Raw genomic sequence first — 26,869 nt, 5'->3', positions numbered from 1 at the left:
GGGTGGCGCCGATGCAGATGCTCCCCTGGCTCCCGCAAGACCCCGATCTCTCCGGCGCGATCAAGGCGGCTCGCGGCATCGCCGATCCGCTCGCGCGGCTTCATGCTGCGATCGGGCTGGCCGGTCATGATCGGGACACGGTAGCGACGCAGCGGATCGACCGGCTGGCGGAAGGGTGCCTCGCCGAGCTCGGCGATGGCGGACTGACGCCGCTTCGCCTCGCGATCCTGGCGTCGCACAGCGTCGATCATCTCGTTCCCGCCATCCGCGTGGCCGGTCTGTCCCATGGCATCGCCGCATCGGTGCATGTCGACGGCTATGCCCAGTTCCGGCAGACTCTGTTGACCGGAGACGCCGCGCTGGAACGTTTCGATCCGCAGCTCGTCCTGCTGGCGCTCGATACCGCGGCGCTGCTGCCCGCCTTGCCTCTCAGCACCGACGAAAGCGAGGCGGATGAGCTCGTGCGGGCGACGGCGGCGGACGTGCGGCAGCTCTGGCGGCAGGCGCGCAATCGCTTCGGGGCACAGCCGGTGCACCAGACGCTGATCGGCCAGGCGCCGCCGGTGATCGGCTCCAACGAGCTGTTGCTGCCGGCGTCGCCCGCCAGCCTGTGCCGCCGGCTCGACCAGGCCCTGCGCGAGGCGGCGGTGGAGGACGGCGTGCCCGTCGTCGACATCGCGGACCAGCTGCCCGAGGCGATCGGCGACGACCGCCGCTACGACCCGGTCCGTTGGCATCAGGCCAAGCAGCTCATCAATCCCATATTCGCGCCGCTCTACGGCGATCTCGTCGCGCGCGTGCTCGCCGCTGCGGGCGGCCGATCGCGCAAGTGCCTGGTGCTGGACCTCGACAACACCCTGTGGGGCGGCGTGATCGGCGACGACGGCATCGACGGCGTCAAGCTGGGGCAGGGCAGCGCGGAAGGGGAGGCGTATCTCGCCTTCCAGCACCAGGTCGTCCGCCTCGCCGAGCGCGGCGTGATCATCGCCGTGTGCAGCAAGAACGATCATGCGGTTGCCGCGGCGATGTTCGAGCAGCATCCGGAGATGCACCTCCGGCAAAGCCACGTCGCCTGCTTCGTCGCCAACTGGCAGGACAAGGCCACCAACCTGCGCGAGATCGCCCGGCGGCTGAACATCGGCCTCGACAGCCTGGTGTTCGTCGACGACAACCCCGCCGAGCGGGCGATCATCCGCCGCGAGCTGCCGCAGGTGGCGGTGCCGGAGCTTCCCGACGACGTCGCCTATTATCCCGAGCGGCTGGCCGCCGCCGGCTATTTCGAGGCGGTCGCCGTGACCCACGACGATTTCGCTCGCGGGCAAAACTATGCCGCCAATGCCGAACGCGCCGCTGCGGTCGAGGCGTCGACCGACATGGACGGGTTCCTGGAGAGCCTCGACATGACGCTGACGGTCGGGCCGATCTCACCGGTGGACCGGCCGCGTGCGGCGCAGCTCATCAACAAGAGCAACCAGTTCAACCTGACCACCGTGCGCCGCGGCGAGCAGGAACTGGCGGCCCTGCTCGGCGATCCGGCGAACGTCGGCCTGTGCTTCCGGCTGCGCGACCGGTTCGGCGACAACGGCCTGATCAGCGTGATCCTCGCGCGGCCGGACCCGCAATGGGGCGAGGGCTCGCTGCTGATCGATACCTGGCTGATGAGCTGCCGCGTGCTCGGCCGCGGGGTCGAGGCGGCGGCGCTGCAGGTGCTCGCCGATGCGGCGCGCAGGTCGGGCGCGATCCGGCTGGTCGGCGAGTACCGGCCGTCCGGCCGCAACGCGATGGTCGAGGAACATTATGAGCGGCTCGGCTTCGTTCCGGTGGAACCGCCCGAGACGTGCAACGGTGCCGCACGCTTCTGGCACTTGCCGCTCGCCGATGCCGCGCCGCCGGCCCATCACATGAAACTGGAGATCCGCGCATGACGCAGCAGGACATCTACGCCGGTCTGACCGAGGTCATGCGCGACGTCTTCGAGGACGATGATCTCCAGATCGGCTCGACCACCACCGCGCAGGACGTGCCCGGCTGGGACAGCCAGGCGCACGTCCTGCTGATCGTCGCGACCGAGCAGCGGTTCGGCATCCGCTTCACCACCGCCGAGTTCGAATCGCTCAAGAACGTCGGCGAGTTCGCCACGCTGATCGGCGACAAGCTGGCGAGGCGGGGGTGATGGCCAGCCACGCGCCCGCCGACGCCCCGCGGGAAACCGCGCGGATGCAGCGCTATCTCGCCGGCTTCGCGTTCGGTGCCATCCTTACCGTCCTGTCGCTGGTGGGTGCGCTGGTGGGGCTGCGGGCCGCCGACAGGTTGCCGCCGCCGCAGATCGCGAACAGCCTGTGCATCGACGAGAAGCTCAACGGCATGCGCGCCCACCCGCCGCAGGAGCCCAATCTGCTGATTGTCGGATCATCGGTCGCCTGGCGCCATTTCAACAGCCCGGTGGCGATCGCGACCGATCCGGCGATACGCCCGTACAATGCCGGCTTCTGCGGCGCCCAGATCAGCCAGAGCGCGCGGATCACCGCCTGGCTGACGCAGCGCCTGCCGAGCGTGCGCCATATCGTGCTGATCGCCTCGCCGTTCGATTTCGAAGCGTGCGGGTTTGGCGAGGCCTCGCGTTTCGACACCGGTGAGGCGGATCGTTTCGTGTTCGGCCATGCCTCGCCCGCCTGGTTCTACGCCCGCTATTTCGATCCGCTGACGCTGGCGAACAATGCGCGCGGCATTCGTGAGGACCGCGCCAGCGCGGCGTCGACCAGCACGCTGGTGCAGAACCGGTGGGGCGACGGGCCGGCGGAGCCGCCGGTCTCGCGCGGCCTCCATTACGGCGACGTGCGCAAGCTCGACGCCGCCTGCTTCGCGTCGCTGCGCGGGATGGCGCGAGCGTTGGAGAAGCGTAACATCGCCTTCGACGTCGTGCTGATGCCGATGCAGTCGGAATGGAGCCGTCGCTATGGCGAACCCACGCTGAGGGCACTCGAGCACGACGCGCGCGCTGCCCTGGCCGGCACGCGCGGGGGGTTGCATGTCTCTCTGATCCGGCTGCCGTCGACCGCCTATTTCGATGCGATGCACCTGCGCTGGTCGAGCACCGGGCCGTTCACCCGCGCCCTGCTGCGCGAAACGGATGCATCTTCCCATCTGCATCCCGCGAGCGCCACCTGACCCGCGCCCAGGGTCCATCGGGGGTAAGCCGAACGCACCGGCCGGAGCCCCGCGTGCCGGTGATACAGGGGCGCACGATCCGTTCGGGGAAGCGCCATGATCATGCCTCACGTCTTTCCCGGCCCCAGCCGGACGCGTTGCGTCCCGGGACGGACGGCCCGGTGAGCGCACAGAGGCAGCTCGGCCGCAACGCGCTGTGGATCGTGCTGGGCCAGGGAGCGGGGCAGGGGCTGTCGCTGCTCGTCTTCCTGTTCATCGCCCGCTACGTCTCGCAGAGCAGCTTCGGCCTGATCGCGGTCAGCATCACCGTCGTCGAGTTCGTGCGGCGCCTGCTGATCGATTCGGTCACGATCGCGGTCTATTCCAACCCCGATGTCAGGGATGAGGACTACGACGTCTGCTTCACCATCGTCGCGGTCACCGGATCGGTGACGACGGCTGCGATGGTCCTGCTCGCCCAGCCCGTCGCCGACCTGATCGGCTCGCCCGAGGCGGGGGCGGCGCTTCGGATGATCGCGTTTCTGCTGCTCGGCTACGGCCTGTCGGGAACGCCCGCGGCGTGGCTCGCCCGGCGCATGGAGTTCCGTGCGCTCGCCGTCCGTTCGACGCTGTCGGTGGTCTTCGGCGGCGTGGTCGGGCTGTCGATGGCGGTGAACGGCTATGACCTGTGGAGCCTGGTGGGGCAGCAGTTCACCATCGCCGTGGTCAACGTCGTGACGCTCTGGATCAGCGCGGGCTGGCGGCCGCGGCTGGTGCGGTCATGGACGCGGGTGCGCGAGATACTGCGGCGCGCGCGGCACGTCTCGCTCGGGGCGCTGTGGACGGCGATCGCGAACGATTCCGACCTGATCTTCGTCAGCGGCTATTTCGGTCCTGCCGTCACCGGTCTCTACAACGCGGCGAAGCGGATCATGCTCGCCGCCAACCTGATGCTGGTGAACAGCGTGTCGACGCTGACCTTGCCCGCGCTCGCCAATCTCGAGACCGACGACCAGCGCCGGCTGGCGTTCCGCAGCGGCATGATGCTGACGAGTGCGTTGTGCGCCCCGGCCTTCGCCGGCCTGGCGATCGTCGCGCCCGAGCTGATCCGGGTGATGCTGGGGCCGAGCTGGCACGCCTCCGCGCCGATCCTGACCGCGCTGGCGGCGAGCGGCTATTTCCTGTCGCTCAGCCAATTCTCGAGCTCGGTGCTGGTGGTGGCGCAGCGCGCGCATATCGATTCGCTGTGCTCGGCGGTGCTCGCGGTCACCAACATCTGCGTCTACCTGGTCGCGGTCGCATTCGGACCGGTGGCGCTTGCCGCCGCTTTCTCCTGCACCACGATGCTGCTGTTCCCGCTGCGCCTGGGACTGGCGCTTCGCGAGGTGGGGCTGGGGTGGCGCACGATGCTGGCGGCGCTGTTGCCGTCGCAGGCGGCCACGGTCGTGATGATCGTGCTGTTGTCGACGATCCACAGGCTGCTTTCGGACGAGCTGCCTGCGCTTGCCGGCCTGGCATTGACCGTCGTCGGCGGCATCGTGATCTACGCCGTCGCGCTCCGTATCTGCGCGCCGAGGCTGTTCGGGCAGATCGTCCAGATCGCCACGGCAGTGGTCGGCCGCGAAAGGATCCGCGGGGACATCGCGCTTGCCCGCGGCGGCGACGCCTAGAAGCTGTAGCGGACCCCGGCGCGGACGCGGAACTCGTCGAAGCTCGCGGCGAACGGATCGCCCTTCACGTCGCGATTGACGTAGCTGGCATCCACGTCGAGCGCGAGTGCGCGGTTCGCCTGATAGCGGGCACCCGCTCCGACATCGACGATGCGGTCGAGCCGCGGCGAGGAGCGGAAGTCGTTGTGCTGGTAGGACGCCCGCACGTTGATCAGCAGCGATCGCAGCAGCTCATAGTCGGCGCGCACGCTCGCGCTGTCGCTGACGTAGCCGCGGGCGCTCTGCAGCACCGCCTCCTCGACCGTGCGCGCGGCCTGGGCGGAGATCGTCACCAATGGCGTCAGATAGTAGCGGACGTCGGCGTTGAGCGCGAAGCCGTTGATCGAACGGAGGCTGACGGCATCATAGCTGCGCCACACATAGCCGGCGCCGATCGATCCCACGAACAGGCTGCTGGGTCGAAATGCGACGCCGCCGAGCAGCGTGTATTCGGAGCCGCCGGGATTGGGGACTCCGGGCGCGACCTCGTCCTTGCGATAGTCGATCGACGAGCCGATGCCCTGGACGAACAACCCGATCGCCGGCGTCACCTCGAACTCGCCGCGCAGGCTGCCGCGGAGCGTGTGCTGGTCGCGCACGTCCTGGTCGATGCGGCCGACCACCGTGCCGTCCGCCGCCAGCGCGTCGGTGTCGCGATAGTTGAACGTCGTATAGTCCACCGTCGCCAGCCCGCCGAACTTGCCCGTCTGATAGCGGAAGGTCGTATAGAGACGCGTGCGCAGGAAGATCGAGGGCGCCACGCGGCCTCCCGGAAACTCGCTCGACTCGCGCCGCTCGACGAGTTGCTCGAAGTCGACGCCGCCTTCGATCGAGCTCAGCGACGACAGCTCGCGGCGCGCGAAGCCGGCGAGGCGGTAGGCATTCTCCTTCGCATGCGGCTGATCGGCGAAGCGGGCGAACCGGCCGCTGGCGTCCAGCGTCACGTCGAGCTGCGAGGAACTGAGCACAGCCGCCACCGCCGGCTCGAGCTGGAGGAAGCCGGCCGAGACGCGATCATCCTCGGAGCCGAACAGGTTGCTGTCCCAACCGGCGCTCAATGTTGCCGACGGATAGATCCGCCAGGCGCCCAGGGCGTGGCCGACGGGGTCGAGCTCCGGCCGGTGGCGTTCACGCACGTCGAGATCGACGCCGTCCTCGACGGTCACCGTCTCGATGTTCGCGAGGCGCGGCAGCTGGGCTTCCTGCGCGAAGGCAGGGGAGCAGGTCCCGCAAAGAATGGTCGAGGCCAGCAGCCATCTCGGCAACGGGCGGAACAGGGAGGACGATGCGATCATGCGAAGGCTCCTGCTGGAGGAGGGCGCGACGGCCGCGCTCAGGCCATTACGCTTTCGCCATCGAAGCGCCGGATCAGCTCGACCGTGTTGCGGATGTTCCGCTCGCTGGAGGCACCGAACAGGATGGACTGGACATAAGGTTCGTTCACGACCCACTCGATCGCTTCGGAAGCTGGAATTGCACCGGAAGCGAGTACCGACATGGCGATGACGCGCGCGGGCCGGCTGGCGAGCGCATCGCGATAGGCAGGGATTCCGCCGGACATGCGGAAGCCGATCTTGTTGACGTTCGCGCAGACGATCGGGTTGCGGATGCCGACCGACTCCAGCGCGGGCAGCAGTGCCGGCAGGTTCATGGTGATGAAGCCCGCCTCCGCCCCATAGCGGCGCTCGACATGATCGGCGAAGATGCGGAACGCCTCGAAGAAGCCGAGCCCGAGCAACAGGTCGGTGACGACATTCTGGAGGAAGACGATCGGCGTCTCCAGTCCCTCGAACGGCTTCATCTCGGCGTCGATCAGCAGCGTCGCCGCACTCCTGACGTCGCGGGTCAGCAGCGCCTTGCCGCCGCGCATCGCCGCATCGAGCATGTTGCCGCTCGGCATGAACTTTCGGAGCGCGTCGACATAGCCGAGCTCGGTGACGGCGTTCGCGTATTTGTGCGCGTACGGCATGCACGGGTAGAATTTCATGCCCTGCCAATCCCCCCGATTGGCGCGGACGATGTCCGCCACTTCAGCGACGCGATCGTGCGTCGTGCACATGAACACGTCAATCCCGGCCTTGTGCGCTGCCCGGAGGGTATCGACGATCGCGCTCACGTCGCGAAAGGCGATCGCCTGCTGCCGCGCCTTTTCCTCCGACATATGGTTGATGCCGAAGAACTGGTTGTCGCCGAACAGGATGCGGTCCATCGTCGTCGTCTCCTCAGCGCGGTGCGCGCAGATAGTCGCGGATCTTCGCGATCATTTCGGGCGGAGCATAAGGGGGCAGGGCGGCCCCGCCGCTGAGCGGGGCGGCGAGCAGCGTGCTCATCTCCGCCTTCAGCGCGTCGGTATCGCCGGCGACCCTCAGCCCGGGCGTGTCGCGGAAGCGCTCGATCGTATGGAGCTGATGGTCGGTGGTGTGCTCGCCGAGCCTCGCCAGCCGCGGCAGCATCAGGATCTGCTTGCCGATCTCCAGCGCCTGCACGATCGACCCGATCCCGGCGTGGGCGACGAACAGCCGGCACTGCGCCAGCCGCGCGGCATAGTCCTGATGCGGCAGGATGCGTGCACTCTCCGCATGGCGAGGTCGATAGGCGCCGTCGCCGATCTGGAGGAATACCGGGACGCCGGGGTTCGCCGCCGCCCACTCGTCCACCGCCCGCACGAAACGGTCGAACGGCAGCATCGAGCCTACCGATGCGAAGATCATGGCACTGCCTTCAGCGTCCCGCCGCGCCGGTCAGCGCAGCCCCAGCGTGCGGCTGAGCAAGGTTCGCCGCGGTGGAAAGGCGGTGGCGGTGCCGTTGACCGCCGCGGCGGGAGCAGGCTTATCCTCCGGTCTATCGGCGAGCCGGATCAGCTCCAGCGTGAAATCGGTATCGGCGGCGCTGGCGAAATCGTTGATCTGCTCCGCACCGGGCGAGGCCATCGCCATGGCGAACGCCTCGAGCTGAGCGGAATATTCCTCGCCGCGAAGGTAGAAGGCCGGGTGGGGCGTGAGCTCGGTGATGTACTTGACGTTCCAGCCGTGGAAGTATCCGGCCGGCGGCTGGCCGCGCGCGCCGATGAACACCGTCAGCTCCTGCCGGTCCGCGACGATCTTGCCGCCGTCGCCCATCACTGTGATCCGCGTCGTCATCTTGCGCGCGGTCTCGTCGGACCAGTTCACCGACACCTGGCCGGTGACGCCCTGCGCGAAGCTCAGATTGGCGTAGACCGCATCGTCGACCTCGGTCGACCACTGGCGGGTGAGCTGTCCGCCCGAGCAGGCGTCCGGGCGTCCGACGAACCAGTTCATCAGGTTGATGGGATGCGCGGCATAGTCATAGAGGCAGCCGCCGCCTTCGCCGGCCTTGCTCCGCCACGTCTTGGAGGCGGGCTTGAGGACGACCGGGCCATAGGCCTCGGCATGGACGTGACGGACGCGGCCGATCGCGCCGGCGTCGATCAGCCGCCTGGCCTCGCGAAACGTCCCGACGAAGCGGTTGTGATAGCCGACCTGCCCGACCAGCCCGCGTACCGCCGCCTCCTCGGCAAGATCGCTGCTGACGCGGTGCGACAGGGTCATCGGCTTCTCGCAGAAGACGTGGAGTCCGCGCGCCAGGGCGGCCCGGATCATGTCGGCATGGAGCCGCGTCGGTGCCGCGATGATCAGGCCGTCGATACCGGGAAGCTCGATCAGCTGATCGAATTTCGGGAGCACCGGGATTCGGCAGTATTTCTCGACCATGCTGCCGACCAGCGTGGAGCTGTCGCAGGCGGCGACGACCCTGAGGCCGGGCGTCGCGTTGGCGATTGCCAGGTGCGAGATACCCATCTTGCCCAGGCCGACGACGGCTATCTTTCTGTCGCTGCTCACTGGCGTCACCCCCTTGTGTCCGGCCAGGTTGCGGGCAGGGCGATGCCCGCGCCGGTGCGCATTGCGCAGCCGGCGGACCAACGCCCCCTCGCACTCGCCATGGTCCCCCGCCGCCTGCCTTGAGGCAGGTGCGGCGCGGGTAGGGATTGTCTCGCACAAAGCAAAACGGCGGAAAATTGTATCTAAGTATTATCCACAGTTAATGGGGGTTAATACTCGTAAGCAAGTTTGGCTCGGCCAAACCAATGATAAGCAAGGATGGCAACGGCTGACTGGCGTTTTTTCGTCGCCCGCGTGCGCAACACACTTGGATGATAACACCAAGGAGCTCGGGGAACTCTAAAAGTGGGTAGCCAGCCGCTCCAAAGGACATTGCACGATTGGATGATCGCTTTCCTGCTGGTCGGGGCGATCTCCTACAATGCCGTGCTCGCCTTCGTGAATGCGCATGGGCGGACGCTGTCGATGACCGAAGTCGCAGCCGCCGAATTCATCATCCTCGCGACCGCGGCCGCTGCCGTCCTGTCGCGTGGCCTGTCGCCGCGGGACGAGCCACCGGTCATCCTCGGCGTGGCGTTCCTGATGGGCGCGCTGTTCCTCTCCTTCATCAACGGCGCGCTGGTGGTGGAGGCGCTGCGCAACGTCGCCATCATCGTGCTGTTCACGATGCTGGGCCTTCGTTCGAGCGAGCGCGGCATCCGCCTGGCGTTCGCGCTCGCCATCGGCATCGTGCTGGCGGGGCTGCTGTTCGAGCTCAGCTCGCGCCAAGGCTATGCGACGTTCTTCCAGCCGTTCAACTACTACCAGAACACGCGCGGTCTCGGCGAATTCGACTATGAGGACACCGGCCTGTTCGGCAACGCGCTCGGCTTCGAGGGGCGGTTCAGTTTCGGCGTGTTCATGACGCCGCGAACCTCCTCGATCTTCATCGAGCAGACCTCGCTCGCCAATTTCGCCGGCGTGATCCTGATCTACCTCGTTGCGATGTGGAGGTCGCTGGGGCGGCTGGAGAAATGGCTCGGCGTCACCTTCGTGGTGCTGGCGCTCCTTTCCAACAACACGCGCATGTCGTCGGGCTTCGCGCTGCTCTCCGTCGTCGGCTATTTCGTCTACCCACGCCTCCCGCGCTATGCGACGCTGCTGCTGCCGCTCGTCATGCTGGGGCTGGCGATCGTGGTGGCAACCTTCCTTGGTCCGTCGAACGAGGACGACCTGGCAGGGCGGCTCGGCCAGACGATCTATCTCCTGTCGCTGACGGACCTGCCGGCTTCGCTGGGCGCGCGCGTCTTCGAGTCCGGTCAGTTTCCCGACAGCGGCTACTCCTATGTGCTCTATTCGAGCTCGATCGTCGGCGCGATCGCGCTGTGGATCTATGTCGCGCTGATCGTGCCGTTCGAATCCGATGCGCAGAGGCGCTGCGCATGGGGGATCGGCATCTTCTTCTTCATGAACCTGCTGGTGGCGGGGAATGCCATCTTCAGCATGAAGGTCGCCGCGCCGATGTGGCTGCTGGCCGGATTCATGCGCTCGCTTTCGGCGGTGCGGGACCGGATGGCCGCGGATCGCGCGCTCGGGCGGTTGCGGCCCGTGCACGCCCCTGCCGCAGCCGGCCGTCGGCCGATCGCCGGCCCCATTCGTCCCGGAGCATGGAGAGTTCGATGAAGAAGGATTCTCGCGGATGATCGCCGAGCAGACAGCGGACGCCATGTCCCTCGCCCCTGTCGAAACCCGCCGCGACAGCCTGTGGCGCCGCGCGCTGAGATGGCTGCTCGGCAAGCCGGAGGAGCGCACGGTGCAGACTGTCGCCGCGATCGCCCCGGAACCGCTAAAGCGGACGGCCGCCGGCGCCGGGCTCGGCAGCGGACGTCCCGCGGTCAATACCCGGCTCGCACCGGTCAGCGCGGCTGCGCGGATCATCGCGGCCTTCGATGCCGCGCATCCGGTCCGCCAGCGCCAGAATCTGTACGGCCGCGACGACAAGCTGGAGACGCTGTTCGAAGCGGTGCTGGTCGGGCGGCAGCACGCGATCATCCACGGGTCGCGCGGGTCGGGAAAGACGTCGCTCGCGCAGGTGTTCGGCGACTATGCCGATCAGGAGGGCGCGGTCGTCATCTACACGGCGTGCGAGGCATCGACCTCCTTCGCCGACCTGATCCGCCCCTATCTCGGCTTCATTCCCGATTCCTGCATCCCGTTCGTCGAGAAGCACGGTTTCCGCATCGAACGCGATGCGCTGCTCGCCGGCGATTTCGGGCCGCGGATGGTGGTGGATCTCTTCTCCCGCCTGACGCCGGACTGCCAGATCATCCTGATCCTCGACGAGTTCGACCGCGTCGAGGACGGCGAGGTGAACAGCCAGGTCGCGACGCTGATGAAGCTGCTGTCGGATGCACGGCTGCCGGTGCAGATGCTGCTGGTCGGCATCGCGCAGACGGTCGAGGAGCTGATCCTCTGCCATCCGTCGCTCAGGCGGCATCTGGTGCCGATCCCGATCGGCCGGATCTCGCGCGACGACACCTTTGCGCTGATCACCACGGGCGCGCAGCGCGCCGGCGTCACCTTCGACGAGGCGAGCCAGGGCGAGATCGCCGATCTCGCCTGCGGCTCGCCCTACCATGTGCAGCTGTTCTGCTATCTCGCCGCATTGGAGGCGGTGCGGCGCGATTGTGCCGCGGTCGACCTGGTCATCACCCGCGTCGCGATGCGGCGGGCGTTCGACACATGGGCGCTGCTCAATCCGGGCGATGCCGAGCTGTTCCAGCGGCTGGCGGCGGCCGACCTCGACAAGCGCACGCGGATCCAGCGCGCGGCGCGGGAGGCGGCGATGCGCGACAGCCTGAGTGCGGACGAAGAGATCGAGGGGCTGCTCGGCCCGGCGCTGCGCCGCGACACCGGGCGGAGCGAGCGGGCCTATTTCCGTGACGGCGCGGCGCCGCAGTTTCTGCTGACGATCCTCGCCCTGCATCAGGGCGCGCGGCTGAAGGCGGTTTCCGAGGCGGGCAACTGACGCAACGAAGGGGAGTCGAAGCGATGCTCCAATCAAACATGGCCCTGGCGCTGAAATCGCGCTGGCGACTGATCCTCGCGGTGTTCGCCGCAACCGTCGCGCTGGCTGCCGGCTGGCTCATGCTGGTGGAGCGCACCTATGTCGCGCGCGCGTCGCTGCTGTTCGACGATCGCGGCCCTGATCCCGAGCTGCGCAACTCGCAGCCGGTGCAGAACGAGAAGTCGATGCTCGGCACCCAGGCCGACCTCATCCGCAGCGATGCGGTCGCGCGGCGGGTGATCCGCGCGGAGGGGCTCGCCGCCGATCCGGACATGCAGCGCAAGTGGCGCAAGGCCGGCGAGCCGGGACGCTCGTTCGACACCTGGCTCGTGTCGGACGTGCTGCAGCATGTCCAGGTGGCGCCGGAGAGGGACACCAACGTGCTCGCCGTGCGCTATACGGCGAACGACCCGCGCACGGCGGCGCGGCTCGCCAACAGCTTCGCGCGCAACTTCGTGGCGCTGCGCATGGAGATCAGCACCAACACCGCCAAGCAATATGCCCGCTGGTTCCAGCAGCAGACCACGGAGGTCCGCGGCAATCTGGAGCGCGCGCAGGCCGCGGTCACCGATTTCCAGCGCAGCCACGGCATGGTCGACGGCAATGCCCTGGCGCTCGAGGCCGACCGGCTGAGCGCGCTGTCCTCGCAGCTGGCGTCGGCCGAGGGCGCCGCCGCCGACATGCGCGCGCGCGCCGGCAACCGCGTCTCGCAGTCGCCCGACGTGCAGTCGAGCGCGGTGATCGAGTCGCTGCGCCAGCAGGTCGCCGTGAGCGAGGCGAAACTCTCCGAGCTGGCGTCGACGCATGGCGACGCGCACCCGGATCTGGTCGCCGCAAGGGCGGAGCGTGACACGCTCCGTGCCAAGCTCCGCGCCGAGACAGGGGCCGCCAGCCAGACGGTCCGCGTCGCGAGCTCGGCTGCATCCTCGCGGGAGTCGCAGCTGCAGCGACTCGTAAATGCTCAGCGGGGACGGATGCTGGCGGTGACCGCCAATCAGGCGCAGCTCGAAGCGCTCCAGAACGAGGTCACCAGCGCGCAGAAGGCCTATGAGGCGGTCACGCAGCGGCTCAACATGATGCGGCTGCAGAGCGGATTGCCGACCACCAACGCCCAGCAGGTCGACCGCGCCACGCCGCCGCTGCTGCCGGCCACCCCGAACGTGCCGCTGCTGCTGCTGCTGGCCGCGCTCGGCGGTCTCGGCCTCGGCATCATCGCCGCGGTGGCGATGGAACTGCGCCGGCCGATCATCCGGACGGTCAGCAGCCTGTTCGAGAATACCGGCGTGCCGGTGCTCGGGACCTTCGATTTCAAGGCGCTCCCGCAGCTTAGGGAGCTCAAGGCGGGAGGGGTTTGATGCGGATACGATCCACCGAGCATGCGGTGCTCGTCCACGATGCGGATGCGGTCGACGAGGCGCCGCGAAACGAGGGCACGGCAGGGGAGGCCCTGCTGGCGCCGGAGGACGGGCGGCTGAGTCCGCTCGCCGTCGCGGCGTACGATCCGGACAACGCCATCGCCCGGCTCGCGCGCAGCCTGCGCCTGTCGATCTCGGCGCTGCCGCTGCCCGACGAGCCGCCGATCCGCTCGGTCGCGGTGCTCGGTGCGGGGGCCGGGCTGGAGGCATCGGTGCTCGCCGCCAATCTGGCGATCACCTATGCGCAGGGCGGAACGCCGACGGTTCTGGTCGACGCCAATCTCGAGCAGCCGTCGCAGCACCTGTTCTTCGGGCTGCACGAGTCGGCCGGGCTGGTGGCGGCGCTGTCGGGCGAAGCCGACGTGCGGACGCTCGTGCAGCCGTCGCCGGTTGCCGATCTCGTCGTTCTGCCCGGTGGCAAGACGGCCGCGAACGCGCCGGTGCTGCTCGACGGCCAGCACTTCCATCACGGCGCGATGCGGCTGCTGGAAAGCTACGGAATGATGATCGTCGACGCCGGGGTGCCGTTCGGCGAGCCTGCGGCCGTGTGCGAGGCCATCGACGCTGCGGTTGTGGTCGTCAGGAACAATACCACTTCAGTAGAAGAGATTGCGCACGTCATAAACCGTTTGAATGATATGAAGACCAGAGTGGTTGGTACAATCATGGCCACATAACTCACGATATTTTATAAGATAAATTTGTCATCTTTAGAGTTATACGCAGCGATATACCAATGATCCTGTTCGTAAACTTCTGATTAATTTCGACCACCTCCGGCGTCCTGTACCTCTAGTTCTCGAAAAGATCGAGCGAGGGCCTGGTCATGAGCGGGTACGGGACGGCGGTCGAGAGCGCTCCGGCGAACTTCTCTGAGGCTGCGCCGGTCCCGGTTCCTACGAACAGCCCTGTCCCGGTGCGGCCTGCGGCCTCGGCGCCTTCTGTCTCGACCATCGTCATCTCGCTGCCGACGGAAACGATACAGGCCTTCGCGACGCCGGCGGCGACGTCCTGGGCCAAGCGGGCGATGGACGTGAGCGTCGCGCTCCTCCTGCTGATCCTGCTGCTGCCGTCGTTGATGCTGATTGCATTGGCGGTGCGGGTGACGAGCCCGGGTCCGATCCTCTTCCGACAGAGCCGTACCGGGTTGAACGGACGCGTCTTCGCCGTCTGGAAATTCCGGACGATGCGCGTGCTGGAGGACGGCGACGGCATTGCCCATGCGACGCGCAACGACGCGCGCGTGACGCCGATCGGTGCACTGCTCCGGAGCACGAGCCTCGACGAGCTGCCGCAGCTGTTCAATGTGCTCGCGGGCGACATGTCGCTGGTCGGGCCGCGGCCGCATGCGGTCGCGCATGACCGCCGCTACGGCCTGCTGATCGGCGATTATGCCCGGCGCTTCCGCGCGAAACCCGGCATGACGGGCCTCGCGCAGATTCGCGGGTTGCGCGGCGAAATCCATGATCTCTCCTGCATGGAGGCACGGGTTCGCGCCGATTGCGAATATATCGAGCGCTGGTCGCTGTTCTTCGATCTCGCCATCCTGCTGCAGACCATCCCGCTGATGGTCCGCGACCGGAACGCGTACTGAGATGCGCACGCGTCTCGCCTCGCGCTGGGGAGCGGCGGCATGAGGATCGTTCATGCCGTCCGGCAGTACCCGCCCGGCGTCGGCGGGGTCGAGGCGACGGTATCGTCGCTGGCCGAGCGCCAGGCACGCGAAGGACATCAGGTACGCGTGGTGACGCTCAACCGCATCTTCTACAGCGATGGCCGGCGGTTGGCGTCCAGCGAGTGGCGCAACGGGGTCGAGATCGTCCGCGTGCCGTACCGCGGCTCGCCCAAATATCCCTTCGCGCCGGGGGTGTTGCGTCACATCGGTAATGCCGAGATCGTGCATGTCCATGGCGTGGACTTCTTCGCCGACTTTCTCGGCTGGCTGCGGCCGCTGCACGGCAAGCCGCTGATCCTGTCGACACACGGCGGCTTCTTCCACACCCCGTTTGCCCGCACGATCAAGCGGCTGTGGTTCCACGGGATCACGCGGGCGACGCTGCGCAATTATGCCTTCGTCGCCGCTTCCGGCATCGCGGATGCGGCGATCTTCGAGCGGATCGCCGGCAGCAAGGTGGTGGCGGTCGAGAATGCGGTCGATACCGCCAAGTTCGCCGGCCTGGCGGCACCGGGCGCCAGGACGATGATCTATTTCGGCCGGCTCGCGCCCAACAAGGGGCTCGACCGGCTGATCGCCTGGTTCGCAGGGCTGCGCGAGCGCGATCCCGCGTGGCGGCTGATCGTCGCTGGCAAGGAAATGGGCGTCTCGCTGGACCAGCTCCGCTCCTGGGCCCGGGCGGAAGGCGTCGAGGATGCCGTCGAGCTCCACGCGCTGCCGAGCGACGACGACCTGCGGCGCCTGATCGCGCGCAGCAGCGTCTATGCGTGCGCCTCCGCCTTCGAGGGGTTCGGTGTCGCGGCGGTGGAGGGGGTGGGGGCGGGTCTCTACCCGCTGCTCAGCGACATCGCGCCCTTTCGCCGGACCATTGCCCGCGTCGGATGCGGGACCGCGATCGCGTTCGAGCGGGGTAGGGACGTCGATCGCTTTCTCGCCGATCTCGCCGCCTATGAGGCGATCGAAGCCCGGGATGCGGCATTGGCGCCGCGTCTGGCCGGCTTCGGATGGCGCGGCGTGCTCGATCAGATCGAGGCGCTCTATGCCCGCGCGCTGAAGGCGGACCGCCGCCCCGTGCCCGAGACGATCACTCAAATCATGCAAAGCCAGGGTCAGGGAGGATCAGCATGAAGACGTGGACGAGAATTCGCATCATCTGCCTGGCGGCGGCCACCGCCGCTGCCGCCGGATGCAGCAACACGCATCTGCCCGACGGGCCGCCGCTCGCGGCGACGAGCGCCTATACGCTGGGGCCGGGTGATCGGCTGCGCGTGACCACTTTCGGCTTCAAGGATCTCAGCGGCGAATATGAGGTTGCGACCGACGGCACCATCTCGCTGTCGCTGATCGAGCCATTCTCGGTGCGCGGCATGACGCCGGCGGAGCTCGAAAAGGAGATCGCCGGCCGGCTGCTCGCCGCCAACATGGTCCGCAAGCCGCAGGTCAGCTGCGAGGTGCTCAAATACCGGCCCTATTATATTCTCGGCGAGGTGCGGAAGCCGGGCCAATATCCCTTCTCGAACGGGCTGACCGCGCTCAAGGCGGTCGCGACCGCCGAGGGCTTCACCTATCGCGCCAACGCCAAGACGATCTACATCACCCGCGACAATGCCAGCACCGAGATGCCGATACGTCTCACCGCCTCGACGCCGATCAATCCGGGCGACACGATCCGCGTGGGAGAGCGCTATTTCTGAGCCGGGGAGGAAGCCGCCGCAGGGCGGCATCAGCGTCGCCGGGCGTTCGCGTGGGGCCAAAGCGAACCAGCCGAGAATGCTGGTCGGGGCGTCCGGCGGCGGCCATTGGATCGAGTTGCAGCGCCTGCGGCCGGCCTTCGACGGCTTCGAGGTCGCCTATGTCTCGACCTTCCCCAGCTATGCTGAGCTCGTGCCCGAGCACCGCTATTACTGGGTGCCGGACGCCTCTCGCTTCAGCCTCAAAGGATTCGTGCCGATCTTCTGGCGCGCGATCCGCATCCTCCTCAGCGAACGGCCGCACGCCATTGTGACGACCGGATCGGCGCCGATGCTGCCGTTCGTGCTGCTCGGCCGCCTCATCGGCGCCAGGACGCTGTGGATCGACAGCATCGCCAATTCCGAGCATCTCTCCACATCCGGCCGTATTGCCAAGCGGCTGGCGCATCGCTGCGTGCCGCAATGGCCGGACGTCGCCAAAGCCGAAGGGCTCGAATGTTGGGGCAGAATCGTCTGAGAGAATCCGCCGGCCCAAGGTGCTACCGCGGGTGAAGTAATACTTTTGGATTATATAACATTTGTTATGAATCGACGTTGTGAAGCCTCAACGCGACAGGGCGTTGACTTACACATGTTGTTAAGCCGACTCCATCGGCTATAGGGGAATACGTCCAACGAGCTACTCCAGTGGAGGTCCCCTACCTAATTCGAACCATCCGTTTCGATAATTCCCTTCCCCGTCTTGTTCCTGTTCCTTCGAAAACTGCTGTCTGCGGTGAGGCTGCGCTTCTCCGCGTGATGCCCTGCAACTGAAGTCCCGGCGCTCCTGCGCGCGGGGTCAGAACAATAAACGCCAATCGAGAGGATGCGTGGAGCCTGATGGTTTCGCGATCGGCGAAATGCGTGCCTGCTGACGGGGTGGCTCTCCTGGATTTTGTTCAATAATACCAAGGTAGTATCAGTGAAGAATAGTGACACCGATTACCAAATATTAGCTGATGGCGGCTTTGATAATGGGGTGCATGACGATTCATCTCATATCCCGCTGCTTCGCGAGCTCGATCCGGTGAACCGGCGCCGGGCGATCCGCTGGCTGGTCGCCGGCGCGGGCGCGATCGTCGCCGGCTGCGGAGGCGGGGGTTCGTCGGCCGAGACCGGCGGGTCGATCATCACGCCGACGCCCTCGCCGACACCGACACCAACTCCCGCTCCGACTCCGGCGCCCACTCCCACGCCGACCCCTACACCGGCGCCATCGGGACAGGACTTCAGATACGGTGTCAATTTCGCCAGCCTGGAAGGCACGCCCGACACGCTGCCCGGCCGCCTGAACGGCGAGGTCTTCGTCACCCCGGACAGCCATTTCTCCTATTACAAGTCGAAGGGGATGGACCACATCCGCCTCCAGGGCGCCTGGGAGCGGCTCCAGCCGCGCACCTTCGGCGAGCTGGGCGAGCAGCTGCTGGATCACTATGCCGACCCGAACAACCCGCTGCGCAATACCGTCAACCTCGTCCGCCATTATCTCGATCGCGCCCAGGCGAACGGGCTCAAGGTGTTCCTCGACCTCTGCCATAACTACGGCTCGCGCTGGGTCGGCTACAACGGCAGCTGGTCGGCGAAGTCGAAGGCGCAGCTCGGTTCCTCCCAGGTGCCGATCTCGGCGTTCGTCGATTATTGCACGAAGCTGGTGCAGACGTTCGGCAGCCATCCCGCGGTCGTCGGCATCGAGCTGATGAACGAACCGCACGACCTGGCGATCGGCGAGGCCGGCTGGCGCGATGCGTGCCAGCAGTCGATCAACGCGATCCGCAAGATCAACAGCTCGCTCTGGATCCTGATCGACGGTTATGGCTGGGCCAGCGCGCAGATGTGGCCGCAGAACAACCCGACGATCCACACGCTGTCCGATCCGGCCAACCGCATCATGTGGTCGGCGCACCAGTATTTCGATGCGAACTCGAGCGGCGTCTACGGCGGCGGCAGCGAGAGCGCGCCGACCAACGCCAACATCGGCGTCCAGCGGCTCGCGCCGTTCATCGAATGGCTGAAGGCGCATGGCTTCCAGGATCGCGGTCACATCGGCGAGTTCGGTGCCCCCGATCGCACCGAATGGCAGACGATCGTGCGCAATTTCGTTCAGTCAGCCGATGCCGCCGGTCTCAGGCTGACGGCGCACCAGGACATCCCCTATCTGAACGATACCTACACGATGAACCTGTTCCCGCAGACGGACAGCTCCGGAAAGATCGTCGGGGCCGACCGCGGCGTCATGCAGGTTCTGCAGCAAGTGGCGCAATGATGCGCAGCCGCATTCGATAAAGAAGGGTGAAGGGCCGCCAGGGGGTGGGGGAGGCGGCCCTTCGTTCGTCCGGCGGGGGCCGGAACAACGGAAGCGAGGAATCGATCTCTCGGTACCGGTGGCTAGCAAGTCCGACGGCCGAATCGATCCCTGAAAGGGGATTAGCTCCGAAGAGCCTTCAGTGTTCCGATCAGGTGAGCCCGCGCAAAAACGGGTTCGATCAAGATGTTCTTTGATTCCCGCAGCGCGGCGGGATTAGCCTGTCCGTCATTCCAGCAGCAGGCCCGGGAATGCGTCATTGCCGTTATGGAACATAGATTTCTCCTCGGCCCTGGAGAACAGGACGGGTAAATACTTCATCGGGCGCGACATCATCTCCGATCACCGCGCGATGATCGGGAACGTATATTACTGGCGGAGCCGGCGTGGCGAGACGCCGAAGGGGGTGCGTGCCCGGACCCTCAAACTCGGTCTCAAGATCGAGATGCGTCTGGCGAGTCTGCTGGACGGAAATCCGCTGCCTCCTCGCCGCGGCCGCAATCCTACGCTCCATCTCGATCCCTATTCGGTGCTGCACAGCCGGATAGGGCCACAGGACATGGTGCTGGTGCACGACATGGGCCCGATCACCCATCCCGATCTGTTCCAACCCTGGCTTCATCGCCTGTACCGCAACGCCTTTCGCAAGATCGTCGCCGCGCGTGCACGGACGGTGTTCGTCAGTGCGGCGTCGCGCGACGCCTTTGCCGGCCTTTATGGGCCGGGCCCAGGGATGGCGGTGGTCTATCCCCAGATGCGGGAGGGCATCCGCCATCCGTGGCAGCAGCCGATCCCGGGCATCCAAGGCCCCTTCCTGCTGACCGTCGGCAGCCTCGGCCGGCGGAAGAACCAGCTCGCGACCATCCGCGCCTTCGCATGCTCGGGTCTTGCCGATCAGGGGTTCAGCTACGTGCTCTGCGGTGCGCGGGAACCCGGAGCGGACGCGGTGGAGCAGGCTGCCGCCCGGACGCCCGGCGTGCATCTGCTGCCCTATGTCTCCGATGCCGAGCTCACCTGGCTCTATGCCAATGCCGTCGGCTTCGTCCTCGTCAGCCGGCTGGAGGGCTTCGGCATGCCGGTGGCCGAGGCGATCAGCCATGGCGCGATCCCGCTGGTGACGGCGGCGAGCGTGCTGGAGGAGGTCGCCGGTCCCGGAGCGCTCACCGCCCGAGCCGACGATGAGGCCGGGATCGCGGAAACCATGATCCGACTCGCGACGATGACACCCGCCGAACGCTCCAGCCGCGCCGACGCGATGCGGCAATCGCTGGGCCGCTTCACCCGCGAGCGGTTCGCCGAGAGCTGGCGACAGGAACTGGAATGTTGACCGGGACTATTCCGGCCGCGCGTATCCGAAGGCGGCGCTGAGGTCGATCGCGGTCGACCCCACCGGCCCGGCGATCTCCGCGGTGACCTCGTCGGTCAGGTAATGCGCGGCGCTGGCGATGCTGATCGCCATGATGATCTGACCCTTCGCATTGCGCACCGGCGACGCCACCGAGCGGACGCCGTCGTCCAGCTCGCTCTCGTGCATCACCAGCTGGCGCCCGCGATGCACTTCCATCGCGGACAGGAACGCCTTCAGCTGCGCTTCGCTGGCATGCGGCTTCCCCTCGTAGAAAAGCCGTGTCAGCGACGAAGCGTCCTCGTCGAGCAGCAGCGCCTTGCCGAGGCCGGTCTCCGTGATGAAGCGCCGGTCGCCGGGCGCGGTGGAGACCCGGAGTCGCTGGCGGCCGGTAACGCGGTCGAGATGGCGCGACCAGTCGCCTTCGCGCTTGCCGATGAACACGCAGAAGCCGGTCTGCTCCGAAAGCTGCTCCATATGGGTCCGCGCGATCCGCAGGAAATCGGTCTGCTCGAGCGCCAGCGAGCCGAGCTGGAGCAGCTTCGGCCCGAGCGAATAGCCGTCCCGCGTCGGCGACAGATAGTCGCGCGACCGCAGCGCCTGCGCGAGGCGATAGGTGGTGGCGCGGCTGAGGCTCAGCTTCTGGGCGAGATCGGTGACCTTGGCCGGGCCCTCGATGATCTCGTCGAGGATATCGAGCGCGCGCATCAGGGTCTGCGCGCCCTTCGCGGCAGGGGCGCCCTTCTCGAGCGTCTCGTCTTGCATGGAATTCATCTCCTGGGATCCGGCGGCGTTTGTGATTGGGTCTTAGCGTATCGCGATGCGCCTCAATATGTGAATTATTCCGAGGATAGCCAGCCCGCCGCCTCGATCCGCTCAGCCCATGCCGTGCCGCCGCGACCAGGCGATGAACAGCTCGGGCCAGGGCGAGGTGGTGCCGTCCGGCAATTGCAGGGCGAAGCCGTGTCCGCCCGTCTCGAACAGGTGCATCTCCCGCGGCACCTTCTGCGCCTGCAGCGCGGAGAACAGCGCAAGGCTGTTCTCGACCGGCACGGTCGTGTCGTCGACAGCGTGGGCGAGGAAGGTCGGCGGCATCGCGCCGGTCACCAGCCGATCGGTCGAATAGGCGGCGATCCGTTGCTCGCTGGGCTGACGGCCGAGCAATTCGTTGCGCGATCCCATATGCGCGATCCCGTCCGCCATCGAGGCGACCGGGTAGAGCAGGCCGGCGATCGTCGGCCGTGCCGGCAGCGCGTCGGCGGCGTCGACCGCGGCATAGGTGGCGAGGTCCGGCTGCGCGGCGAGGCGCGCGGCAAGATGGCCGCCGGCCGAGAAACCGAGCACCCCGATACGCTCCCCGTCGAATCCGTCCCGCTTCGCGCGCGCGCGGATCAGCCGTATCGCGCGCTGCGCGTCCTGCAGCGGCGCGTCGGGGCCGGCGGCCCAGGCGTCGCCGGGCAGGCGGTAGAGTAGTATGAAGCAGGTGTAGCCCGCATCGGCGAAGCGCCGGGCGATGGCATGGCCTCCACGACCGATCGCGACGCGCCGGTAGCCTCCGCCCGGCACCAGCAGCAGCGCCGCGCCATTGGACTTCGCCGGCCTCACCACGGTGAGGGTCGGACGGGTGACGTGGGTGAAGGCGGTGTCGTCCGGCGGGCCGTCCGGCGAGCGGGGGCGTTCCTCCTCCACCGCCGTCATCTTTTCGCCGCCGGGTGCCGGTCCGGGCCAGATCGCGAAACGCTCGAAGCCGGGTGGGAGTGTCGACTGCGCTCCGGCGACAGAAGCGGCACCCAGCATGACGCCCCCGGCGAGCAGTGTCCGGCGGTCGATGTTTGAACTCATTGCGTGATCCTCGCGACGGGATTGCGGCCCCAGAGCTGCTCGTAGCGCCAGCCCGACAGGTCTTCGACGACTGCCCGGCTTTCCTCGCTTTCCGGGGCGGTGGCGCCGGCGCGCAGTCGCTCGATCTCGTGCATCAGCACGGCGTGGGTCTTCGGGTCGAGCCGGAAGCGCAGCGACACGAGGACGCCGAGCACGAGCACCGACAGCGTGCCGATCCCCAGCACCCAGGCGATCGTCTGGACTGCCTCAAGCGTCTGCACCGCCGCCTTGGACTGGAAGCCGCCCAGCTCCATGATGACGCCGACACCCGCGACCGCCGCCGCCTGGGTCGCCTTGCGCACGAAGGTCATCACACCGGCGAAGCTGCCCTCGCGGCGCTGGCCGGTGACGATCTCGTCGACATCCGCCATGTAGTTGTAGGTCGCCCACGGGATGTAATTGAGCGCACCGCGGCCGAGCCCGGCGAAGACGATCGGCACCCACAGCAGCCAGCTGTGCGCGGTGATCCCGGCCCACCAGCAGCCGAGCAGCAGCAGCACGCCGATTCCGAAGCTGAGCGCGGCGATGCGATAGGCGAGGCTGGGCGCTGCCCGCAGCGCGACGTTGATCGCCAGCATCACCGCGACTAGCTGAACGATGTAGAGCGGCCCCAGCAGGCCGGAGGTGAGCGCGGTCGAGCCGGCCAGCGCGAAGATCACGAAGAAGGTGAAGGCCGCGTTGAAGATGTCCTGGCTGATATAGCCGCCGAGATACATGCCGAGATGCAGGCGGAACGCCCGGATCCGCATCGTCGACAGGAGATTGCGATAGAGTCCGCGCAGCGATTCCCAGGCCGAACCGCCGGACTGCGATGCCGCCGCCGCAGGCCGCTGCCGTTCCCAGCTGAACAGGTAGAGCATCGTCGCCGTGGTCATGAACAGTGCGGTGAAGATCAGGCCCATGTAGAAGAAGGTATTCGGGCTCTCGCGGCCGAGGTAGTTGATGATCCACAGCGGCAGGAAGCCTGCCAGGATCGCCGAACATTGGCCGAGCAGGATACGCGCGCCGGCGAACTTCGCCTTCACCTTATAGTCGTTGGACATCTCGGCGGCGAGCGTCTCGTACGGGATGATCTCCATCGCGTAGACCATCTCGAACAGGACGTAAGTGACGAGGTAGTAGAGGAAGCCCTGCCCCGGCAGCCACATCAGTGCGAAGGCGGGCATCAGCGGGATGGCGGCGAGGATGAAGAAGCGCCGCCGCCCGAACTTCCTGCCGAGCCAGGTGCCGCCGAAATGGTCCGAGATGTGGCCGATCAGCGGGGAGGTGATCGCGTCGAGGATTCGCGCCACCGCGAAGATCGTCGCCGCCTGGCCGGCGCTGAGGCCGCAGACGGTGGTGTAGAAGATCAGCACCCAGCCCGAGATGACCGCCATCGAGCCCGCGCCGAGGAAGTCGTTCGAGCCATAGGCCAGATAGTTGATGAACCGGACGGGGCGCGCCGCGCCAGCCGATGGTTGTGCCTGCGGCTGCGCCATGATCCTCTCCCTCCCGCCGTCAGATATAGGTGCGGAGGAACTCCGCGAGCGCACAGATCGCCAGGCTCTGGCCATAGGGCATCGAGGTGAGCGGGATGTCCTTGTAGAACTGGAGCGTGTCGCCCATCGCGGTGCCGAAGCTCACCTGCTTGAGCTCGCCGTGCTCGTCGATGTTGGCGAGCACGCCCTCGATCGCCTTGATCCCCACCGCCTCATAGTCGGCGGAGATGTAGCGCTTTCTCACCGCCTTCAGGATGCCGTAAGCGAAGCCGGCGGTGGCGGAGGCCTCGAGATAGCTGGTCGGATCGGTGATCAGCGTGTGCCACAGGCCGCTCTCGTGCTGGTGCTCGGCCAGCGTCTTCACCTGCGTCGTCAGCGCGTCGATCAGGAAGGTGCGGAAGGCGTCGCCCTCCGGCAGGTCGAGCATCTCGATGATCTCGGGGATGGCGATCGTCACCCAGCAATTGCCGCGCGCCCACAGCGCCTCGGCGAAATTGTGGCGGCCGTCGAAGGTCCAGCCGTGATACCACAGGCCCGTCTTGCGGTCGGCGAGATATTTGACGTGGACGAGGAACTGGCGCTTCGCCTCCTCGACATAATGCGGCCGCCCCAGCAGCAGGCCGATGCGCGCGAGCGGCAGCACCGACATCATCAGCGTGTCGTCCCACAGCTCGCCGGGATTCTCGTCGTTGAAGACGATGTGCTGGAAGCCGCCCTCCTCGGTCTTGGGGAGGCCGTTCGGGGCCATCAGCCATTCGGCCCAGGTGTCGAGATAGGGGAGGTAGGTCTGGTCGCCGGTCTGCTCGTAGAGATTGGCGAGCGTCAGGAACGGCGCCATGGTGTTGATGTTCTTGGTCGGCGTGCCCGCGGCGAAGCGGTCACGGAACCAGTCGAGCATCACGTCGAGCGCTCGGTCGCTCCCGGTCTGCTCCCAGTAGCGGTAGAGGCCGAACAGGCCGACGCCGTGGGTCCATTCCCAGTCGTTCCATCCCTTGGTGTCGATGACGCGGCCGTCGTCGAGGCGCAGCAGGAACTCGCCGGTCTCGTCATGCAAGTTGACGAGATTGTCGATCAGCCGGTCGATCGCATCGATCACCTGGGATCGCGGGATCGAATGGGTCAAGGCTGCCATAAACTGTCTTTCACTCCTGAAGCTGTGCGGGGGCGCGGGCAAGGCCGCGGTCAATCCAAGTGGAACATCGGCACCAGCGGCCATTCGACCGGCCGGTTGTCGGGCTGAACCTCCATCAGCGGCGCCATGTGATCCCACCAGCGGCGCATCACCGGATGGTCGGGCAGGGCGTCGCGGCGGTTGTCGTCGGCGAGCTTGAGAACGGCGAACAGCGCCAGCGTCTGCTCGTCGAGGAAGATCGAATAGTCGTAGATGCCGGATTCGTGCAGTAGCTCGGCGAGCTCCGGCCAGATTTCGTCGTGGCGGCGGCGATACTCCTCGACCGTGCCGGGCTTAAGCTGCATGCGGAAGGCGTGGATGGTCATGGCTGTCCTCAAGCGGGATCGAGATGTACGGCGCCCGGCCAGAGCGGCGTGCGGGTGACGGTGAGGCGTGCGGCGTCCTGCGTCACGATCGCCGGGCGCGCGTCCGGGACGGCTGTCTCCATCGACAGCCGGTCTATCGTGATGCCCTCTGCATGACGCATCCATAGCCCCCAGGCGGGGAGGGGGCCGAACATGCTTGGTTCAGGATAGGCTTCCGCCTGATCCTCGGGTCGTGTCGCGGCCTCTGCGGCGGTGCCGCCGCCTGGAAAGGCGAGATGAATGTTACGAAGCGCGACGTCCCGCACCGGATGCCCCGGCAACCCCGCGACGATCGCCGGATAGCGGTGTTCGGACATGGCCGCATCGATATCCGCGATGACGATGCCGCGCGTCGATCCAACGCGAGTACCGGCTGGCCCCCTGCGGCGATCGCCGAGCCGCACGAAGATCGGCGCAGTGGTGACCTCGCGCATGGTGAGATCGCGCGCGATCACATCCTCCATCGCGCCGCCGTCGACCGTCTCCAGCGCCAGCCCCCGCGACCGCTCGAACCGGCAGCGCTCGATCAGAATGTGGCGATAGCCGCCGTTGCTCTCGGTGCCGAGCTTGATGCGCCCGGTCGGTCCGTCGCGGTCGGGCGCGAGCAGGGTAGTGCGCCCGCGCGTGCCGTCGATCATCGTGCCGACGTCGTAACCGGAGACGGTGCAGTCGCGCACGAGGACATGCTCGGTCGGCACGGCGCGGCCGAGCGCGAAGCTGCTCTTGAGCACGATCGCGTCGTCATTGGGCGTGTTGACGCGGCAGTTGGTGACGGTGGCGTTCCGCACGCAATCGAGGTCGATCCCGTCGCGCTGGGTGTCGATCGTCAGCCGATCGATCGTCAGCCCCTCGACGCCGGTGGCGAGGATGGCGAAATGCCCACCGAGCAGCAGCGTGAAACCGGAGAGACGGACGTTGCGAGCGTTCTTGAGCGCGATCGCCTTGTTGCCGAGGCCGCGCATCGCCTCGAATGCCGGTTCCAGCCGCGATATCTCGGTGGCGGACATGCCGGCCATCGAGTTCGGCCGCTCGCCCGCGCCGCGCGTCCAGCGGGCGCCGGGGCCGTTGCGGGTGAGACCCTTGCCGTGGATCATTCCGGGGCCGAGGATCGCGATGTCCTCGACGCCATCGCCCCAGATCAGGCTGTTGCGCCAGTGGCTGTGGCCGAAATCCTGGTAAAGGCCGTCCGAACCCTGCTCGGGATCGTCGTAGCGGCCGGGGTGGACGGCCGGATCGGCGCCCTCGATCACCGCGCCGGCGTCGAGCTGCAGCGTGACGCGGCTTTGAAGGCGGATCGAGAAGCACAGGTACCGTCCCGCCGGAAACACAACCGTCCCACCGCCGCCGCGGGACGCCGCAGCGATCGCGCGGTTCACGGCATCGGTGTCGAGCGTGACGCCGTCGCCCCGCGCGCCGAAGTCGCGGACGTCGTAGCGCTGGCCGGCGCGCGCAGGGAGCGGCAGGGCGGCAAGTCCCGCCGCGAGCGCACCGCTCACGTCCCGACGCGACAGCAGGGACGTCAACACCACGCCGTCCGGCCGTGTCGGCGCATCCTGCCACGCATCGCTTTCCCCTCTACGGACGACTATCCTGAGCGCGGTCGGTTGCGCCGGTATCCCACAATATGCTTTTATAATTCATATTATGCAAGAAAGATGCGCTCGGATGATTGCACTCCCGCGTCGCTCGCTGATCGGAGCGTTGGCTCTTGTACCCATACTCGCCGCCGCGCGGGATAGTGGGCG

General features: G+C 67.1%; 25 protein-coding genes. 14 read left to right on the top strand and 11 right to left on the bottom strand.

What is annotated here, in order from left to right; translation table 11 throughout:
* The first annotated feature begins 11 nt into the window (after positions 1–11).
* The 4 genes from LZK98_RS13025 (at position 12) to LZK98_RS13010 (ending at position 4,817) form a co-directional block, all read left to right on the top strand.
* Entirely contained in the window at positions 12–1,925 is a 1,914-nt protein-coding gene (locus tag LZK98_RS13025) for an HAD-IIIC family phosphatase (protein WP_233782803.1), read from the top strand.
* Complete coding sequence (locus tag LZK98_RS13020; protein ID WP_233782802.1) at positions 1,922–2,173, top strand: acyl carrier protein; 252 nt, start codon at positions 1,922–1,924, stop codon at positions 2,171–2,173. Before LZK98_RS13025 ends, LZK98_RS13020 begins: the two co-directional genes overlap by 4 nt.
* The gene (locus tag LZK98_RS13015) at positions 2,173–3,168 is read left to right on the top strand and encodes a hypothetical protein (protein WP_233782801.1); all 996 of its coding nucleotides are present in this window, start codon (positions 2,173–2,175) and stop codon (positions 3,166–3,168) included. Before LZK98_RS13020 ends, LZK98_RS13015 begins: the two co-directional genes overlap by 1 nt.
* Positions 3,169–3,329: 161 nt before the next feature.
* Complete coding sequence (locus LZK98_RS13010) at positions 3,330–4,817, top strand: oligosaccharide flippase family protein (RefSeq protein ID WP_233782800.1); 1,488 nt, start codon at positions 3,330–3,332, stop codon at positions 4,815–4,817.
* Here LZK98_RS13010 and LZK98_RS13005 read toward each other — a convergent pair.
* From LZK98_RS13005 to LZK98_RS12990, 4 genes are read right to left on the bottom strand one after another with little or no spacing between them, the layout of a single operon-like run.
* Complete coding sequence (locus LZK98_RS13005; RefSeq protein ID WP_233782799.1) at positions 4,814–6,151, bottom strand: outer membrane beta-barrel protein; 1,338 nt, start codon at positions 6,149–6,151, stop codon at positions 4,814–4,816. The two genes, LZK98_RS13010 and LZK98_RS13005, sit on opposite strands and share 4 nt — an antisense overlap.
* 38 nt (positions 6,152–6,189) lie before the next feature.
* A complete protein-coding gene (locus LZK98_RS13000) occupies positions 6,190–7,065 on the bottom strand; it encodes a hypothetical protein (protein WP_233782798.1) in 876 nt (291 codons plus the stop codon).
* Positions 7,066–7,078: 13 nt separating this feature from the next.
* Positions 7,079–7,567 (bottom strand): glycosyltransferase, encoded by a 489-nt coding sequence (locus tag LZK98_RS12995; protein ID WP_233782797.1) that lies wholly within the window; start codon positions 7,565–7,567, stop codon positions 7,079–7,081.
* A gap of 30 nt (positions 7,568–7,597) precedes the next feature.
* Entirely contained in the window at positions 7,598–8,716 is a 1,119-nt protein-coding gene (locus LZK98_RS12990) for a Gfo/Idh/MocA family protein (protein ID WP_233782796.1), read from the bottom strand.
* Positions 8,717–9,100: 384 nt separating this feature from the next.
* On the opposite strand from LZK98_RS12990, the gene LZK98_RS12985 reads away from it, so the two are divergent.
* Genes LZK98_RS12985 through LZK98_RS12970 form a run of 4 tightly spaced genes read left to right on the top strand, consistent with a single transcriptional unit; the run spans position 9,101 to position 13,854 of the window.
* Entirely contained in the window at positions 9,101–10,378 is a 1,278-nt protein-coding gene (locus LZK98_RS12985) for a hypothetical protein (RefSeq protein WP_233782795.1), read from the top strand.
* A gap of 16 nt (positions 10,379–10,394) precedes the next feature.
* Positions 10,395–11,723, top strand: coding sequence for an ATP-binding protein (locus LZK98_RS12980; RefSeq protein ID WP_233782794.1), 1,329 nt, complete (start codon positions 10,395–10,397; stop codon positions 11,721–11,723).
* A gap of 23 nt (positions 11,724–11,746) precedes the next feature.
* A complete protein-coding gene (locus LZK98_RS12975; RefSeq protein WP_233782793.1) occupies positions 11,747–13,117 on the top strand; it encodes a Wzz/FepE/Etk N-terminal domain-containing protein in 1,371 nt (456 codons plus the stop codon).
* Positions 13,117–13,854, top strand: a complete 738-nt coding sequence (locus tag LZK98_RS12970) for a CpsD/CapB family tyrosine-protein kinase (RefSeq protein WP_233782792.1) — start codon at positions 13,117–13,119, stop codon at positions 13,852–13,854. The genes LZK98_RS12975 and LZK98_RS12970 overlap by 1 nt, the downstream gene beginning before the upstream one ends.
* A 115-nt stretch (positions 13,855–13,969) precedes the next feature.
* On the opposite strand, the gene LZK98_RS12965 is transcribed toward LZK98_RS12970, so the two are convergent.
* Positions 13,970–14,197: a hypothetical protein gene (locus LZK98_RS12965; RefSeq protein WP_233786676.1), complete on the bottom strand. Its 228-nt coding sequence runs from the start codon at positions 14,195–14,197 to the stop codon at positions 13,970–13,972.
* On the opposite strand from LZK98_RS12965, the gene LZK98_RS12960 reads away from it, so the two are divergent.
* The 6 genes from LZK98_RS12960 (at position 14,094) to LZK98_RS12935 (ending at position 20,211) form a co-directional block, all read left to right on the top strand.
* The gene (locus LZK98_RS12960) at positions 14,094–14,771 is read left to right on the top strand and encodes an exopolysaccharide biosynthesis polyprenyl glycosylphosphotransferase (RefSeq protein WP_233786583.1); all 678 of its coding nucleotides are present in this window, start codon (positions 14,094–14,096) and stop codon (positions 14,769–14,771) included. The two genes, LZK98_RS12965 and LZK98_RS12960, sit on opposite strands and share 104 nt — an antisense overlap.
* Positions 14,772–14,810: 39 nt before the next feature.
* Positions 14,811–15,980: a glycosyltransferase family 4 protein gene (locus LZK98_RS12955; RefSeq protein WP_233782791.1), complete on the top strand. Its 1,170-nt coding sequence runs from the start codon at positions 14,811–14,813 to the stop codon at positions 15,978–15,980.
* A complete protein-coding gene (locus tag LZK98_RS12950; RefSeq protein WP_233782790.1) occupies positions 15,977–16,546 on the top strand; it encodes a polysaccharide biosynthesis/export family protein in 570 nt (189 codons plus the stop codon). Before LZK98_RS12955 ends, LZK98_RS12950 begins: the two co-directional genes overlap by 4 nt.
* A gap of 76 nt (positions 16,547–16,622) precedes the next feature.
* Positions 16,623–17,060, top strand: coding sequence for a glycosyltransferase family protein (locus LZK98_RS12945; RefSeq protein WP_233782789.1), 438 nt, complete (start codon positions 16,623–16,625; stop codon positions 17,058–17,060).
* A gap of 444 nt (positions 17,061–17,504) precedes the next feature.
* Positions 17,505–18,845 (top strand): glycoside hydrolase family 5 protein, encoded by a 1,341-nt coding sequence (locus LZK98_RS12940; RefSeq protein ID WP_233782788.1) that lies wholly within the window; start codon positions 17,505–17,507, stop codon positions 18,843–18,845.
* Between the two features lie 391 nt (positions 18,846–19,236).
* Positions 19,237–20,211 (top strand): glycosyltransferase family 4 protein, encoded by a 975-nt coding sequence (locus LZK98_RS12935; protein ID WP_233782787.1) that lies wholly within the window; start codon positions 19,237–19,239, stop codon positions 20,209–20,211.
* Between the two features lie 6 nt (positions 20,212–20,217).
* Here LZK98_RS12935 and LZK98_RS12930 read toward each other — a convergent pair whose 3' ends face one another.
* From LZK98_RS12930 to LZK98_RS12905, 6 genes are all read right to left on the bottom strand, one after another.
* Complete coding sequence (locus LZK98_RS12930; RefSeq protein ID WP_233782786.1) at positions 20,218–20,994, bottom strand: IclR family transcriptional regulator; 777 nt, start codon at positions 20,992–20,994, stop codon at positions 20,218–20,220.
* A gap of 111 nt (positions 20,995–21,105) precedes the next feature.
* Entirely contained in the window at positions 21,106–22,071 is a 966-nt protein-coding gene (locus LZK98_RS12925; protein ID WP_233782785.1) for an alpha/beta hydrolase, read from the bottom strand.
* Positions 22,068–23,588, bottom strand: a complete 1,521-nt coding sequence (locus LZK98_RS12920; RefSeq protein ID WP_233782784.1) for an MFS transporter — start codon at positions 23,586–23,588, stop codon at positions 22,068–22,070. Before LZK98_RS12920 ends, LZK98_RS12925 begins: the two co-directional genes overlap by 4 nt.
* 19 nt (positions 23,589–23,607) lie before the next feature.
* Positions 23,608–24,720 (bottom strand): beta-galactosidase BglB, encoded by a 1,113-nt coding sequence (bglB, locus tag LZK98_RS12915; RefSeq protein WP_233782783.1) that lies wholly within the window; start codon positions 24,718–24,720, stop codon positions 23,608–23,610.
* Between the two features lie 50 nt (positions 24,721–24,770).
* Complete coding sequence (rhaM, locus tag LZK98_RS12910) at positions 24,771–25,085, bottom strand: L-rhamnose mutarotase (RefSeq protein WP_233782782.1); 315 nt, start codon at positions 25,083–25,085, stop codon at positions 24,771–24,773.
* Positions 25,086–25,093: 8 nt separating this feature from the next.
* Positions 25,094–26,650: a rhamnogalacturonidase gene (locus tag LZK98_RS12905; protein ID WP_233782781.1), complete on the bottom strand. Its 1,557-nt coding sequence runs from the start codon at positions 26,648–26,650 to the stop codon at positions 25,094–25,096.
* Positions 26,651–26,869 lie beyond the last annotated feature (219 nt).

It is taken from the genome of Sphingomonas cannabina (assembly GCF_021391395.1).
Classification (GTDB): Bacteria; Pseudomonadota; Alphaproteobacteria; order Sphingomonadales; family Sphingomonadaceae; genus Sphingomonas; species Sphingomonas cannabina.
The sequence above is the reverse complement of the archived record's forward strand: the minus strand, read 5'-3'. Positions and strand labels throughout refer to the sequence as shown.